The organism is Plantactinospora sp. CA-294935 (genome assembly GCF_050936445.1).
Classification (GTDB): Bacteria; Actinomycetota; Actinomycetes; order Mycobacteriales; family Micromonosporaceae; genus Plantactinospora.
Genome location: NZ_JBNJMU010000001.1, coordinates 2,084,973 through 2,099,664, shown reverse-complemented (window position 1 = coordinate 2,099,664; position 14,692 = coordinate 2,084,973). Strand labels below are relative to the sequence as shown.

The following is a 14,692-nucleotide window of genomic DNA, read 5'->3' as shown; positions in this document are numbered from 1 at the left end:
GCCCCGCCGCGCACCGGTAGGCTCGGTTCCCGTGATTGACCTGCGTCTGCTCCGCGACGATCCGGATACCGTACGTGCCAGCCAGCGTGCCCGTGGCGAGTCCGAGTCCGTGGTCGACGACCTGCTGCGGGCCGACGAGGCGCGGCGGTCGGCGGTCGGGCGCTTCGAGGCGCTCCGGGCCGAGCAGAAGCAGCTCGGCAAGCGGATGCCGAAGGCCGACCCGGCGGAGAAGGCCGGACTGCTCGCCCGGACCAAGGACCTCTCCGCCGAGGTGAAGGCGGCCGAGGCCGCGGTCGGCGTGGCCGAGGCGGCGCTGCGCCGGGCGCAGTACGCGATCCCGAACGTGGTCGAGCAGGGCACCCCGCCCGGCGGCGAGGACGACTTCGTGCTGCTCCGCGAGGTCGGCACCCGGCCCGAAATCGACAACCCGCGCGACCACCTGGAGCTGGGCGAGGCACTGCGGGCGATCGACGTCGAGCGTGGCGCGAAGACATCGGGCAGCCGGTTCTACTACCTGACCGGGGTGGGCGCGCTGCTCCAGCTCGGTCTGCTGCAACTCGCCGTCGCCCAGGCCGTGGAGTACGGCTTCGTCCCGACCATCACCCCGTCGCTGGTCAAGCCGGAGGCGATGGAGGGCACCGGGTTCCTCGGCTCGCACGCCAGCGAGGTCTACCGGCTGGAGGCCGACGACCTGTTCCTGGTCGGCACCAGCGAGGTGCCGCTGGCCGCGTACCACTCGGGGGAGATCCTGGACCTGGCCGAGCCGGTCCGGTACGCCGGATGGTCGTCCTGCTACCGCCGGGAGGCCGGCTCGTACGGCCGGGACACCCGGGGCATCATGCGGGTACACCAGTTCGACAAGGTCGAGATGTTCTCCTACTGCCGCCCGGAGGAGGCGCACGACGAGCACCTCCGGCTGCTGGCCTGGGAGGAGGAGATGCTCGCCAAGGTCGAACTGCCCTACCGGGTGATCGACGTGGCAGCGGGTGACCTGGGCAGCAGCGCGGCCCGCAAGTACGACTGCGAGGCGTGGGTGCCGTCGCAGGGCCGCTACCGGGAGGTCACCTCGACCTCCAACTGCACCACCTTCCAGGCCCGGCGGCTGAACGTGCGATACCGGGACGATCAGGGCCGCCCGCAGACGGCCGCGACCCTGAACGGCACCCTGGCCACCACCCGATGGCTGGTACCGATCCTGGAGAACCACCAGCAACCGGACGGCTCGGTACGGGTCCCCAAGGCCCTCCAGCCGTACCTCGGCGGCCGGGACGTACTCGAACCGAAGTGAAGCCCTCCGGTGAAGAGCACTTCACACAAATGTCATGGAGCCACCCCGGAAGGTGAGATACGGTTGCTGCCCCGTCACCGCCAGCTGACCCGGTAGCAGCAGTTCCGGCGACTTCTCCGAGCCTGGCGGGCGGCGGGGTGGAGGAGGAGCCATGCCCCGACCCGGGTTGCCGAAGCTGATCGCCACCGACCTCGACGGGACGCTGGTCCGCACCGACGAGACCGTCTCGGCGTACACCCACGAGGTGCTGGACCGGGTCCGGGCCGCCGGCATTCCGGTGGTGGGCGCCACCGGTCGCGGGCCCCGGTTGGCCGAGCTCACCCGCAACGACATCCGGGCCGCCGACTTCCTGGTGATGGCCGGCGGCGGCCGGGTGGTCGACCAGACCGACCCGGCCGGGCCGGTGATCCTGCGGGACGAGCGGTTGCCCGGTGCGTCCCTGGCCGAGCTGCTCCGGGTGCTGGAGGCCGAGGTGGGGCCGATGACCGTGATGGTCGAGGCGCTGGACGCGCCGGGTGCCCCGCTCTGGGGTGATTTCGACGCGACCTGGCCCTACCAGGACCGGTTCGAGGCGCGGACCCGGCTCGACTGCCTGGGCAGCGACGTGATCAAGGCCTTCGCCCGCACCCCCGACCACGACGTCGACACCCTGCTCGCGACGGCCCGCCGGCTCGTACCGGCGGAGCAGGCCTCGATCACCCAGGCCGGGCTCGGCTTCATCGAGATCTGCCCGCCCGGGGTGGACAAGGCGACCGGGCTGGCCGTGGTGGCCCAGACCCTCGGCGTCGACCCCGCCGAGGTGCTGGTCTTCGGGGACATGCCCAACGACCTGCCGATGTTCGAGTGGGCCGGCTGGGCCCGGGTGGCGGTCTCCAACGCCCACCCCACGGTGCGGCGGGCCGCCGACGAGGTGACCCTGCGCAACGACGACGACGGGGTCGCGGTCTACCTCGATCGACTACTCTCGCGTTGATGGGACGACTACCTCGGCTGGTGGCCACGGATCTCGACGGCACGCTGCTGCGGGCGGACAAGACGGTCAGCCCGCGTACCGTCGAAACGATCTCGCGGATCTCCGCCGAGGGCGTCGGCGTGGTCCTGGTGACCGGCCGCCCGATCCGCTGGCTCCAGCACGTCTACGACCAGCTCGGCCAGCCGCTGCCGACGGTCTGCGCCAACGGGGCGGTGGTCTACGACCCGGTCGCCGACCAGGTGCTCCGGGCCGATCCACTCGCTCCGGACCTGCTCGCCGAGGTGGTCCAGCGGCTCCGCGCCGAGGTGCCCGGGGTGACCTTCGCGGTGGAGGTGACCGACGGCCGCGAGATCCGGCACGAGGTGGACTATCCGCTGAGCTGGGACCAGGGCTACCCCGACATCCGGATGATCGAGAGTCCGGCCGACCTGCACGCCGTACCGGCGGTGAAACTGCTCGCCCGGGCCGGCGCCCAGGACCCGGACGTCTTCGTGAGGGTGGTGGCCGGGGCGCTGGCCGGGCTCGCCGAGGCGACCCACTCGTCGTACGGCGGGCTGATCGAGATCTCGGCGGCCGGGGTGACCAAGGCTGCCGGGCTGGCCTGGTACTGCACCCGGCACGGGGTGGACGCCGCCGACGTGGTCGCCTTCGGGGACATGCCGAACGACGTACCGATGCTGACCTGGGTCGGCCGGGCGGTGGCGGTGGCGAACGCGCATCCGGCCGTACTGGAGATCGCCGGTGACGTGACGGCGAGCAACGAGGAGGACGGGGTGGCGGCGTACCTGGAGGCGCTGCTCGACCCCGACCCGGCGGGCGGCGCCGACGCCGCCGGACCGGGCAGCCACGCCGCGGACCGGATCGCCGGCCCGGCCTGACCGGCCGCGCTCTGGTTCCGGCCCGGCCGGGCTCGTGTTTCTGGCCCGGCCGGGACCGGTCGGTGGTCGGGGGTTAGAGGTACTGGCCGGGGCCGGGGCCCTCGCCGGGTTGCCCGGCGTTGCCGCCCGGCATGCCGGGAAGTGTGCCGGCGGGGCCCATCGGCAGCGCGGGACGCCCGCCGGAACGCATCTGCTCCAACTGCATCCGGGCCGCCATCTGCTGGGCGACCAGCGCCGCCTGGATGCCGTGGAAGAGCCCCTCCAGCCAGCCGACCAGCTGGGCCTGGGCGATCCGCAGCTCCGCCTCGCTCGGCGCGGCGTCCTCGCCGAACGGCAGGGACAGCCGCTCCAGCTCCTCCCGCAGTTCCGGGGCGAGCCCGTCCTCCAGCTCGACGATCGACCGCTGGTGGATCTCCCGCAGCCGGTGCCGGCTGGCGTCGTCGAGCGGCGCGGCCTTGACCTCCTCCAGCAACTGCTTGATCATGCTGCCGATCCGCATCACCTTCGCCGGCTGCTCGATCAACCGCGACGGGTCCTCGCCGGGCGTCTCGCCGTCGGTCGGCACGGTGCCGACCGGGCGCCCGTCCGGGCCGACCACCAGCACGGCGCCGCCGCCAGGGCGCTTGCCCGCCGGAGCCGAGTCGTCGTTGTCTTCCTGGGAACGTGGCACGTCGGTCATGCCCCCATCTTCCCGCAACGACCTCCCGCGACACGCGCCGCCCACCGCCCGGCGAGCGTGCGCGGTGCCGCGCCGCCTCCCGGGCATGGTGGCGGCGCCCGCGCCGTACGGTCGGCACCATGGCCGAAGACCGTCCCGCCGCCCCACCCGCCGATCCGCGGGAGGTGCTCGATCGGCCGGCGGCGCCCCCCGACCTGCGACTGCGGTACGGTGCCGACCCCGAGCAGGTCGCCGACCTGCGCCTGCCCGCCGCACCCGCCGGTCCGGCCCGACCGCTGGTGGTGGTCGTGCACGGCGGCTTCTGGCGGGCCGAGTACGACCGCCGGCACACCGGACCGCTCGCGGCGGACCTGGCCGGCCGGGGCTACCCGGTGGCCCAGTTGGAGTACCGCCGGACGGGGCAGCCGGGCGGGGGCTGGCCGGGCACCTTCGACGACGTCGCGACCGGGGTCGCCGCGCTGCCCGGGCTGGTCGGGGCCGTACTGCCGGCCGGCCGGATGGCGCCGGGCCCGCCGATCCTGCTCGGGCACTCCGCCGGTGGGCACCTCGCGCTCTGGGCCGCGCTGCGTGCCCCGGCCGGGGTACGCGGGGTGCTCGCCCTGGCCCCGGTGCTGGACCTCGCCGAGGCGTACCGGCTGGATCTGGACGGTGGCGCGGTGGCCGCACTGCTCGGCGGCGGCCCCGAGGAGGTGCCGGACCGGTACGCGGCGGCCGACCCGGCCCGGGCGGCGGCACCCCCGGTCCGGACCTCGATCGTGCACGGAACCCTGGACCAGCAGGTACCGGTGGCGTCGAGCCGCCGGTACGCTGCCAGGGCCGACGGCACTGACCTGCGCTTCGTCGAGCTGCCCGAATACGAGCACTTCGGGCTGATCGACCCACTGTCCCGCGCGTGGACAGTTGTACTGGCCGAGTTACATTGGCTAACTGGGAGATCAGGCGGCATTGACGCAGCACCGCGTTCCCGGTAGAACCCCGGGAGAGCTGCGCTCCCAACGCCGCTCCGGGAGGGATCCGTGTCGCAGATGGACCGCAGACGAGCGCTCAAGCTGCTGGGCTCGCTCGGCGCGCTCGGCGCCACCGGGCTGGCCGCCGCGTGCGGCCGGTCGGACGGCCTCGAAACCGAGGAGCCGATCAGCGACGAACCGGTGCGGATCGGCATGATCGTCGCCCAGTCCGGCGTCTACAAGCCGATCGGCGACGAGATGCTGCGCGGGTTCCAGCTCTATCTCGACCTGAACGACCAGCGGCTCGGCGGGCATCCGGTCGACCTGGTCGTCGCCGACGAGGGCGAGACGCCCGAGTCCGGCCGGGCCGCCCTGGACCAGCTCGTCAAGCAGGGGGTGCTGGCGCTGACCGGAGTGGTCAACTCGGCGGTCATGCTCGGCCTGCGGGACGCCGTGGAACAGGCGAAGATCCCGCTGATCGGCTCCAACGCGTCCCCGTCGACGTTGCAGAGCGTGGTCTACATCTGGCGTACGTCGTACATCAACGACGAGCCGGGGCGGGCGCTGGCACCGTACGTCAAGGAGCAGGTCGGTGCGAACGGCCGGGTGGCGATCATCGCTCCGGAGTACGACGCCGGTCTCGACGCCGTGCAGGGCTTCCGGCAGAGTTTCGGGGAGTCCGACGAGCGGATCTCCGACCCGGTGATCTGGACCGAGTACTTCCCCGGCAAGCCGCCCCGGAACGCCTTCGCGCCGTACATCACCCAACTGGTCAACCGCGATCCCGCCGCGATCTACTGCTTCTTCTCCGGCGACTCGGCGGTCGAGTTCCTCAAGAAGCTGCGCCAGGCCGGCTACCGCAAGCCGATCTACGCGCCGGGCTTCCTCACCGAGGGGCCGGTGCTCGGGCAGCTCAGGTCGCGTGAGGCCGAGGGCATCGTCACCTCCCTCAACTACTCCGCCGACCTCAACAACGCGGCCAACCGCCGGTTCGCCTCCGCCTTCCGCAAGGCGCACGGCTCGACCCCGACCACCTACGCGATGGCCTCCTACGACGCCGCGCAGGTGCTCGGCAAGGGGATCCGGATCGCTGGCGAGAACCTCAACCCGTTGCAGCTCAACCTGGCGCTCGGCCGGATCGGGCAGATCGACAGCCCGCGCGGCCCGTGGCAGTTCAACCAGCCGCGTACGCCGCAGCAGAAGTGGTATCTGCGCGAGGTGCAGTTGGACGGGCAGGTGCTCTCCAACGTACTGATCAACGAGCTGGCGACGCTCGGCTGACCGCCGGGACGGCGTCCCGGCAGGGCGGGCTCAGTCGCGCAGCTCGGCGACGCAGCACTTGATGCTGCCGCCGCCCTTCTTCAGCTCGGAGAGTTCGACCGGGACCGGCAGGTAGCCCGCGGCGGCGACCTTGGCCGCCATCCCACTGGCCTCGCTGTTGAGCACCACGTGCCGGCCGTCGCTGACCAGGTTCAGCCCGAACGCGAACGCGTCGACCTCGTCGGCGCGGATTGCGTCCGGGAAGAGCTGGGCCAGTACCCGCTGGGCGGCGACCGAGAAGGCCTCCGGGAAGTACACGATGTTGCCGTCGTCGAGCGGGGCCAGCGCGGTGTCCAGGTGGTAGAAGCGCGGGTCCACCAGGCGCAGCGAGACGACCGGTCGGCCGAGCACCTCCTGCGCCTCGGCGTGCGCGGCCGGCTCGGTCCGGAAGCCGTACCCGGCCAGGATCAGGCCGCCGTGCGCCTCCGGCAGGTAGGTGAAGTCGCCCTCACCCTCGTTGATCTCGGCGGGCGCGACGAACCGCGCGCCCCGCGCCTCGTGGAAGGAGCGGTGCGCCGCCGCCTCGGGAGTCCGCTGCGGGTGCCGGAACCGGGCGCCGTAGACGGTGCCGTCGACCACGAGGGCGCCGTTGGCCGCGTAGACCATGTCCGGCAGGCCGGCTTCGGGAGCGAGTTCGTGCACCGTGTGACCGAGGCCGAGCAGCGCCTCCCGCAACCCGTGCCACTGCTTGACCGCCAACTCCCGGTCGACCGGGGTGGCGGTGTCCATCCACGGGTTGATCGCGTACTCCACGGTGAAGTACTCCGGCGGACACATGAGATATGTCCGCTTTCTGGGGATCCTCGGCTGGTTCACGGATCCAAGGGTAGGTACGGTACAGGTTTACTAACAGCCAGAACCGTTGCCTGAGAGAGGCGGAACGTTGCAGATCGACGACGTAGACCAGCGAATCATTGCGTCCCTCGTCGCCGACGCCCGCGCCTCGTACGCGGAGATCGGCTCCCGGGTCTCGCTCTCCGCGCCGGCGGTGAAGCGCCGGGTCGACCGGTTGCGGGCGGCCGGGGTGATCCGGGGATTCACCACCGTCATCGACCCGGCGGCGGTCGGCTGGAGCACCGAGGCGTTCGTGGAACTCTTCTGCACCGGGCGGACCACCCCGACCCAGATCACCGTGGCGACCCGGCGGCATCCCGAGGTGGTCGCCGCCTACACCGTCTCCGGCGAGGCCGACGCACTGGTCCACCTGCGGGCGGCCGACATCGCCCACCTGGAGCAGGCCCTCGAACGGCTCCGCGCCGAGCCCTTCGTCACCTCGACCCGGAGCATGATCGTGCTGTCCCGGCTGGTCGACTCGCCGACCGTGGTGGCCGCCCCGGCCTGACCGGGAGCGCCCCCGGGCGACCATCCGGGGGCAGATGCGGCATTCGATCACGTTGGCATCGAACCTTTTCAACCCGGACAGCGCGGCGCGTTCGCCCCCGCTTCCACCTGCGGCGACCACGGACCGCAAGGGGAGGTTGCGAAGGTACGTTTCTGCCCTGTTTCCTTCCGGTTGCGGTGGGAGCGTTCCCATGTAATGATGGCCATCAATTGGTACTTGAGTCGCGAGCCGGGCAAGAACATTACGTCGCCCAGGGCAGCCGATTTCAGGAAATGGGCGACCGCAGGCCGGAACCCGCTACCGCGGAGCGGGCACCGCGCCGCACCACCCGATCCGAATGTGCCGCCGTCACGCCCCACCAGGGCGAACGGTGGATGCCATCGTCGCGAGGAGTAATCAAGATGCACACCAACCCCTTAGCCCGGGGTACGTGGTCGCCGGCCCGTCGCGGGCTGGCCGCCGCCGCGGTCTTCACCCTCGTCTCCGGTCTGCTGGTCGGTCAGGCCAGCCAGGCCAGCGCCGCCCCCCGGGTCGACAACCCCTACGAGGGGGCCACGGTCTACGTGAACCCGGACTGGGCCGCGAAGGCCACCGCCAGCGGCGGCGCCGCGATCGCCGACCAGCCCACCGGGGTCTGGATGGACCGCCGCGCCGCGATCACCGGCACCGAGGGCGCCCGTGGCCTGCGGGAACACCTGGACACGGCGGTGGAGCAGGGCGCCGACCTGATCCAGATCGTCATCTACAACCTGCCCGGCCGGGACTGCGCCGCGCTCGCCTCCAACGGCGAACTGGGGCCGGACGACATCGAGATCTACAAGTCCGAGTACATCGACCCGATCGTCGAGATCATGGGCGACCCCGCCTATGCCGGCCTGCGGATCGTCAACATCATCGAAATCGACTCGCTGCCGAACCTGATCACCAACGTGGGTTCGCGGGAGACGGCGACGCCGGAGTGCGACGAGATGCTGGCCAACGGCAACTACGTCGAGGGTGTCGGCTACGCGCTGGCCCAGCTCGGCTCGCTGGAGAACACCTACAACTACATCGACATCGGCCACCACGGCTGGCTGGGCTGGGACGACAACTTCGGCCCGGCCGCCGAGCTCTTCCACGAGGCGGCGACCGCCGCCGGCGCCACCGTGGACGACGTGCACGGCTTCATCAGCAACACCGCCAACTACGGCGTACTGCGCGAGGAGTTCTTCGACGCCGACACCGTGGTCGGCGGCCGGCCGGTTCGCGAGGCCAGCACCTTCGTCGACTGGAACCGCTACGTCGACGAGCTGTCGTACGCCCAGGCGTACCGGGACGAGCTGGTCTCGGTCGGCTTCAACGACGACATCGGGATGCTGATCGACACCTCCCGCAACGGCTGGGGCGGCCCGGACCGGCCGACCCAGGCCAGCACCTCCACCGACCCGGAGACCTTCGTCAACGAGTCGCGCATCGACCGCCGGATCCACCTCGGCAACTGGTGCAACCAGTCCGGTGCCGGCATCGGCGAGCGGCCGACCGCGTCTCCCGAGAGCGGCATCGACGCGTACGTCTGGATCAAGCCGCCGGGCGAGTCGGACGGCGCCAGTCGGGAGATCCAGAACGACGAGGGCAAGGGCTTCGACCGGATGTGCGACCCGACGTACGAGGGCAACCCGCGCAACCAGAACAACATGTCCGGTGCCCTGCCGGACGCCCCGCTCTCCGGGCACTGGTTCGAGGCCCAGTTCCAGGAACTACTCCGCAACGCCTACCCGCCGCTGTGATCCCCCGGACGGCTCTCGCCCTGCTCCGTTGGAGGATCTGACCCGGCAGCAGCCCGGTAGGAGACCTGGTGCGGTCGACCGACGTCGGCCGCACCAGGGGCGTGTCCGGGGACCGGTGACCGGGGCCGGGAACCGTGGACGCGGGTCGGCGCGTCGAACCGCGCATGACACCCGAACGGGGAACTCGATCCGGCGCCACCGTCGGCACGGCGTTCGTCGCCGGCCTGGCGCTGACCGGCATGCTGCTGACCGGCTGCACCTCCGAGCCGGATCCCACTCCGCCGCAGCCGTCGCCCGACACCGGCGTACCGGCCGGTGGGCTGCGGCTGGTCGCCTTCGACTCCTGCGCGAGCGCGCTGGCCGGGCTCCGCGCCGCCGCCAGGGCGTACGTCGGGCCGTACGGCCTGCCGGGCGGCTCCATGGAGCCGGCGTTCCAGGCCACCGACGGTGGTGCCGAGCGGGCCGCCGGCGCCGACGCGGGGACCGCCCGGGACAACGCCGCCGCACCCGGCGCCGGATCCGGCCACTCGGGGACCAACACCCACGAGGCCGGAGTGGACGAGCCGGACCTGGTGAAGACCGACGGCCGGCGCATCGTGACGGTCGACCAGGGCACGTTGCGGGTGATCGATCCGGCGAGCCGGCGGCTGACCGGCACCCTGAAGCTCGACTCCGGCCCGGACTTCGGCTGGGCCGAGACCAACCTGCTGCTGCACGGCGACCGGGCGCTGGTGCTGACCCGGGAGCACGGCGTGGTCGACCCCGGTCGGAGCCGGCGGGCCCGGCCGGGCGTACCGCCCGCCGACGACCAGCAGCAGGCCATCGTCGGCCCCCGACTGATCCTGGTCGACCTGGCCGGCGCCCCGAAAATCGTCGGCGACTACCGGATGGACGGCGGCCTGGTCGACGCCCGGCAGGTCGGCCCGACCGTCCGGGTGGTGGTCCGCTCCTGGCCCCGGCTCGACTTCCCGCTGAACAAGGCAGCGGGGCCGGTCGACGAGAAGAAGAACCTCGCCGCCAACCGGAAGATCGTGGATCAGGCACCGATCGACGCCTGGCTGCCCCGCTACCAGACCAGCACCGGTGGGCAGACCAGCACCGGGCGGGTCGGCTGCGACCGGTTGAGCCGGCCGGCGGTCTACTCCGGCACCTCGCTGGTCACCCTGCTCAGCTTCGACCTCGGCGCCGCCAGCCTCGGCGACGGCGACCCGGTGACGGTCGCCGCCGACGGCGAGACCGTCTACAGCAACGGGTCGCGGCTCTACCTCGCCAGTGACCAGCGCTGGCGCGTGCTGCCGGCGCTTACCTCCGGCGACCGGGCGCCCGAGCCGAAGGACGAGCAGACCGACATCTACCAGTTCGACATCTCCGGCCCGGACCGGCCCCGCTACGTCACCGCCGCCACCGTGCCCGGCTGGCTGGTCAACCAGTACGCGCTGTCGGAGTGGGACGGACACCTCCGGGTGGCCACCACCAGCGGGCGTACCTGGGGACGGAACCCGAAGTCCAGCTCAGCGGTGTACGTGCTGCGCGCCGACGGGCGGACGCTGACCGAGACCGGCCGGGTCACCGGGCTGGGCAAGGGCGAACGCATCTACAGCGTGCGGTTCGCCGAGGGGACCGGCTACGTGGTGACCTTCCGGCAGACCGATCCGCTCTACACCGTGGACCTGCGCGATCACCGGAAGCCGACCGTCACCGGCGAGTTGAAGATCACCGGGTACTCGTCGTACCTGCACCCGATCGGGGACGGGCGGCTGATCGGGGTCGGCCAGGAGGCCAACCGGCAGGGGCGGACCGAGGGCAGCCAGGTTTCCCTCTTCGACGTCTCCGACCTGACCAGGCCGACCCGGATCGCCCAGCACCACGTCCGGTACGGCCACTCCGAGGCCGAGTTCGACCCGCACGCGTTCCTCTACTGGCCGGCCACCAGGACGCTGGTGGTGCCGCTGACGACGCACGATGCAGCCGGCATCGACGGCAAGGGCGTGCCCGGCGGCGGCGCACTGGTGCTGCGGGTGACCGACGGCGGCTTCACCGAGGCGGGCCTGGTGGAGCACGCCGAGGCCCGAAGCACGAACCAGAGCGGAATGATCCGCCGCTCCCTGATGGTCGACGGAGTGCTCTGGACCATCTCCGACAGCGCCATCAAGGCGACCGACCTCGGCACCCTCGGCACGCTGGGCGTGATCCGCATCTAGGAGGACTACAGATACATCCCGGTGCGGTGCTCGCCCGTGCCCCGGTGCTGCGGCTTGTCGCCCTCGCCGAAGAACCGCCGGCCGCCGAACTCGCCGTGCAGCCGGTCGTCCAACTCGTCGGCGAGCCCGGTCATCACCTGTACGGCCAGCATCAGGTGGGTCGCCTGGAAGTTGCGGCCGAAGACCGGGATCGACGCCCAGACGGTGTCGTTGGTGCAGTAGAGCCGGCCGATCGGCATCCGATTGGTCAGCTCGGAGAGCTTGACGTAGAGCTGTTCGGTCGGCTCGACCTCGGTGAGCACCGGGGAGAAGACGTCGACCAGCGGAGGGTTGTCCCGGACCCGGACGAAGACCATCGCCGAGCCGGCCCGGATGCCGATGTCGCCGTCGGAGTCGACCTGGAGCTGGTCCGCCGACGACTTCAGCATCGCCGAGACCACTGTCCGGACCCGGTCCTCCAGGGCCAGCGCGTCGTTGCCGCTCTGCGCGGCCCGGGCCGCCGCGAGCGCCTCGTCGAGGTCGAGGTCGGCGGTCGGGTCCGCCGCCACCTCGGGCCGGGCGGTGCCGAGCGGTTCGACCGCGAGCGGCTCGTCTTCCTCGTCGTGGACCAGGAAAACGAGGAAGGCCGGGTGTGGTGCGCCGTACACGTCGCGCAGGGTCCGCGACACGGTGGCGGCGAGCCGGACCGCCTCGCTGGTGCTGGCCCGCATCCCGAAGTGCCCACCGGAGCCCTCGAGCACGCCGGGGGGCGACCAGCCGAGCGCGATCATGTCGGCGATCGCGGCCCGGTCCAGCCGGTACCCCTGAGGCAGGGCGGCGTTGCCCACCGCCCGCAGGTCGACCTGGCCGTCCTCGCCGATCCCGATGCTCACCGAGTAGACGGCGTCCCCGGTGCCGGAGGCGGTGGGGTCGAGGGTGAGCGCGATCTGCGTACCGGTCGGCAGGCCGCGCAGTTGGGCGGCGAGCGCCCGGGCGAACTCCTGCCACGCCTCGGTCACCTTCACCCGGAGGTCCGCGGTGGTCGGTTCGTCGAGAAGGATCGATTCGTAGTGCTCGGCCGGGCTCCCCTCGGTCACTTCGTCCCCCGGCGCCTCAGGGTTGTCAGCCGCCATAACCGCCTCCGTCCGTCAGGGCACCGCACACCCTACCCAGCCGGCCGGTTGGCCGGGATAGTGCGGACCCCGATCAGACACTAGAGGGGCCGTCCCGGGTACCCGGAGGACAGGCCCCTCGGCGCAGACCGTCACTGGCGGCGGGGACTGGCGGCGAAGAATTCCCACATCGCGGCGGTGGCGTCGACGGCGGCCCGGTAGCCGCTCGCCGACGGCCAGGCGTGACCCATCCCGTTCACCGTGTAGTCGACGACCCGGCTGCCGTCCGGGCAGGTGCTGGTCGTACGGTTCACCGTCCTGGTCGCGTCGACCCAGACCGGCGTTCCCACGGTGCAGCCCAGATTCTTCTGCCAACGGGACAGCCCACCGTACATCCGGGAGGCGTTCCGGTCCTCCCGGCCGATGAAGGTAATCAACGAGACCGGCCGGCTCGGCTTGTAGTTCGGGTCACTGGCCGCAGGGCCACCGGCGAAGGCCCCGCTGACCGGCGCGATCGCCGCGAACACCTCGGGCGCCTCGACCCCGAGCGCGTACGTCAGCTCGGCGCCGGAGGAGAACCCGGTCGCGTAGACCCGGGCCGGGTCGACGGACCACTCCTTAACCATCCTGTCGACCAGCGACCGGACGAAGTTGATGTCGTCGCCCTGCTCCGCGATTCGGCTGAACTGCCTGTTCAGCGATTTCGGGTAGGCGACCAGGAAGCCTTCGGTGTCGGCGAGGGCGTTCAGCCCGCTGGTGTCCCGCAGCCGGTCGGGGCTCTGGTCGGTGCCGTGCAGGGCCACCACCAGCGGGGTGGGCGCGCCGGGGCGGTAGCCGGGCGGGGCGTGCACCGCCCAGCTCCGTTCCGCGCCGGCCCGGTCGAGCGCCAGGGTGTGGTCGCCGGGCGCCGGGGGGATCGCCGGACGGGCGGCCCGGGACGCACCCGGGTCGGTCTCCGGACCGGCGTCGTCGTCCGTACCGCAGGCCGTGGTCGTGCCGATGACCGCCGTGAGGGCGATCGCTGCCAGGATGGATCGTCCAACGCTGCGCATCAGTTCCCCGTTCGATGTGCGGTTGCTGGTCGGGAGACTATGTCAAAATTGACATAGCATTGCCGCTCCGGGAGATAACAGTTTGGCTACCGTCAGTGCGCTGGGTTACGCCCTGCTCTGCGCTCTCCACCGTGGCCCGCTCACCGGCTACGAACTGGTCCAGCGGATGCGCAAGCCGATCGGCTACTACTGGACCGCCCAGCAGAGCCAGATCTATCCCGAGCTGGCCCGGCTGTCGGCGAGCGGGCTGATCGAACACGACGCCGAGGCCGGGCCGGGGCCACGGCAGCGCAAGACACACCGGCTCACCGCCGCCGGCCGGGAGACGCTGGCCGCCTGGCTGGTCGAGCCGCCCGCACCCCGGGCGTTCCGGGACGAGGCGCTCCTCAAGACGTACGCGCTGGCCGCCGCCGATCCGGACGGGATGCGGGAGTTCTATCTCGCCGAGGCCGAGACGTACCAGCGCCGCCTGGACGCCTTCCAGGAACAGCACGCCGACCTGCTGTCCCGGCACGCGGACGATCCACTCCATCCGCAGTTCGGCGCCTTCGCGACCCTGGAGCTGGCGCTGGCCGGCACACCGCCCCGGATCCGCTGGTGCCGGTGGATGGCCGAGCGGATGACGGAACTCGGCCGGCTCCGGCGCGAGGAGCCCGGGCCCCGATCCGAGGAGTTGTCCTAGCAGCGTGCCCGGCTGACCAGCGTCGGGACGCGCCAGGTGCCGGAGGAGCGCGATGCTATTTGACGACACATAATAGCTGGCTATTATGTGTCGCATGATAGTTGCCGAACACGTCTCCGCCACGGATCGGCGTAGCCAGTTGCTTCGTGGGGTGCTCGACATGTGCATGCTCGCGTTGCTGTCCGGGGCGCCGACGTACGGCTACGAACTGGTCCGCCGTCTCAACGCCGCGGGCCTGGAGGCGGTGGGGTACGGCACCGTCTATCCCCTACTCGCCCGGATGCGTCGGCTCGGCTTGGTGGCAGACGAACTCCAGGACAGCCCGAGCGGACCGGCCCGCAAGGTCCACCGCCTGACGCCGCAGGGCCGCCAGGCGTTGCACGGCTGGGCCGGGCAGTGGGCCGGTTTGGTGGACATGATCAACGCCACGCTCGCGGGCGTGGCGCCTTCGACGTCGAGTACCGAGGGGTGAA

At 71.7% G+C, this 14,692-nt stretch carries 14 protein-coding genes; 10 read left to right on the top strand and 4 right to left on the bottom strand.

The features are described from left to right. The first annotated feature begins 31 nt into the window (after window positions 1-31). The 3 genes from serS to ACQEVC_RS09430 all read left to right on the top strand — a co-directional run bounded on the left by serS (window position 32) and on the right by ACQEVC_RS09430 (window position 3,139). A complete protein-coding gene (gene serS / locus ACQEVC_RS09440) occupies window positions 32-1,288 on the top strand; it encodes a serine--tRNA ligase (RefSeq protein ID WP_432875244.1) in 1,257 nt (418 codons plus the stop codon). Window positions 1,289-1,439: 151 nt separating this feature from the next. Continuing rightward, the gene (locus ACQEVC_RS09435; RefSeq protein WP_432875242.1) at window positions 1,440-2,261 is read left to right on the top strand and encodes an HAD family hydrolase; all 822 of its coding nucleotides are present in this window, start codon (window positions 1,440-1,442) and stop codon (window positions 2,259-2,261) included. Further along, complete coding sequence (locus tag ACQEVC_RS09430; RefSeq protein WP_432875239.1) at window positions 2,261-3,139, top strand: HAD family hydrolase; 879 nt, start codon at window positions 2,261-2,263, stop codon at window positions 3,137-3,139. The genes ACQEVC_RS09435 and ACQEVC_RS09430 overlap by 1 nt, the downstream gene beginning before the upstream one ends. Window positions 3,140-3,212: 73 nt before the next feature. On the opposite strand, the gene ACQEVC_RS09425 is transcribed toward ACQEVC_RS09430, so the two are convergent. After that, window positions 3,213-3,818 (bottom strand): bacterial proteasome activator family protein, encoded by a 606-nt coding sequence (locus tag ACQEVC_RS09425; RefSeq protein ID WP_346258129.1) that lies wholly within the window; start codon window positions 3,816-3,818, stop codon window positions 3,213-3,215. Window positions 3,819-3,937: 119 nt separating this feature from the next. On the opposite strand from ACQEVC_RS09425, the gene ACQEVC_RS09420 reads away from it, so the two are divergent. Together ACQEVC_RS09420 and ACQEVC_RS09415 are read left to right on the top strand one after the other, a co-directional pair. Then, a complete protein-coding gene (locus ACQEVC_RS09420) occupies window positions 3,938-4,789 on the top strand; it encodes an alpha/beta hydrolase family protein (RefSeq protein ID WP_432875235.1) in 852 nt (283 codons plus the stop codon). A 45-nt stretch (window positions 4,790-4,834) separates the two neighbouring features. Beyond that, entirely contained in the window at window positions 4,835-6,046 is a 1,212-nt protein-coding gene (locus ACQEVC_RS09415) for an ABC transporter substrate-binding protein (protein WP_432875232.1), read from the top strand. A 30-nt stretch (window positions 6,047-6,076) separates the two neighbouring features. Here the strand turns inward: ACQEVC_RS09415 and ddaH are convergent, their stop codons facing one another. Continuing rightward, window positions 6,077-6,862: a dimethylargininase gene (ddaH, locus tag ACQEVC_RS09410; protein ID WP_432891216.1), complete on the bottom strand. Its 786-nt coding sequence runs from the start codon at window positions 6,860-6,862 to the stop codon at window positions 6,077-6,079. A 106-nt stretch (window positions 6,863-6,968) separates the two neighbouring features. Between ddaH and ACQEVC_RS09405 the strand changes: the two genes are divergently transcribed. From ACQEVC_RS09405 to ACQEVC_RS09395, 3 genes are all read left to right on the top strand, one after another. Further along, window positions 6,969-7,427, top strand: a complete 459-nt coding sequence (locus ACQEVC_RS09405) for an Lrp/AsnC family transcriptional regulator (protein WP_318400033.1) — start codon at window positions 6,969-6,971, stop codon at window positions 7,425-7,427. A 401-nt stretch (window positions 7,428-7,828) separates the two neighbouring features. Beyond that, a complete protein-coding gene (locus ACQEVC_RS09400) occupies window positions 7,829-9,193 on the top strand; it encodes a glycoside hydrolase family 6 protein (RefSeq protein ID WP_432875229.1) in 1,365 nt (454 codons plus the stop codon). 164 nt (window positions 9,194-9,357) lie between these two features. Then, window positions 9,358-11,394: a beta-propeller domain-containing protein gene (locus ACQEVC_RS09395; protein ID WP_432875226.1), complete on the top strand. Its 2,037-nt coding sequence runs from the start codon at window positions 9,358-9,360 to the stop codon at window positions 11,392-11,394. Window positions 11,395-11,399: 5 nt separating this feature from the next. Here the strand turns inward: ACQEVC_RS09395 and ACQEVC_RS09390 are convergent, their stop codons facing one another. Then, on the bottom strand, window positions 11,400-12,506 hold the full coding sequence (locus tag ACQEVC_RS09390; protein WP_432875224.1) for a T3SS (YopN, CesT) and YbjN peptide-binding chaperone 1: 1,107 nt from the start codon (window positions 12,504-12,506) through the stop codon (window positions 11,400-11,402). A 131-nt stretch (window positions 12,507-12,637) separates the two neighbouring features. Further along, window positions 12,638-13,537 (bottom strand): extracellular catalytic domain type 1 short-chain-length polyhydroxyalkanoate depolymerase, encoded by a 900-nt coding sequence (locus ACQEVC_RS09385; protein WP_432875221.1) that lies wholly within the window; start codon window positions 13,535-13,537, stop codon window positions 12,638-12,640. Between the two features lie 82 nt (window positions 13,538-13,619). On the opposite strand from ACQEVC_RS09385, the gene ACQEVC_RS09380 reads away from it, so the two are divergent. Then, window positions 13,620-14,219 carry a PadR family transcriptional regulator gene (locus tag ACQEVC_RS09380; protein WP_432875219.1) on the top strand — a complete coding sequence of 200 codons (600 nt, stop codon included), beginning with the start codon at window positions 13,620-13,622 and terminating at the stop codon, window positions 14,217-14,219. A gap of 94 nt (window positions 14,220-14,313) precedes the next feature. Then, a complete protein-coding gene (locus ACQEVC_RS09375; protein ID WP_432875217.1) occupies window positions 14,314-14,691 on the top strand; it encodes a PadR family transcriptional regulator in 378 nt (125 codons plus the stop codon). Window position 14,692 lies beyond the last annotated feature (1 nt).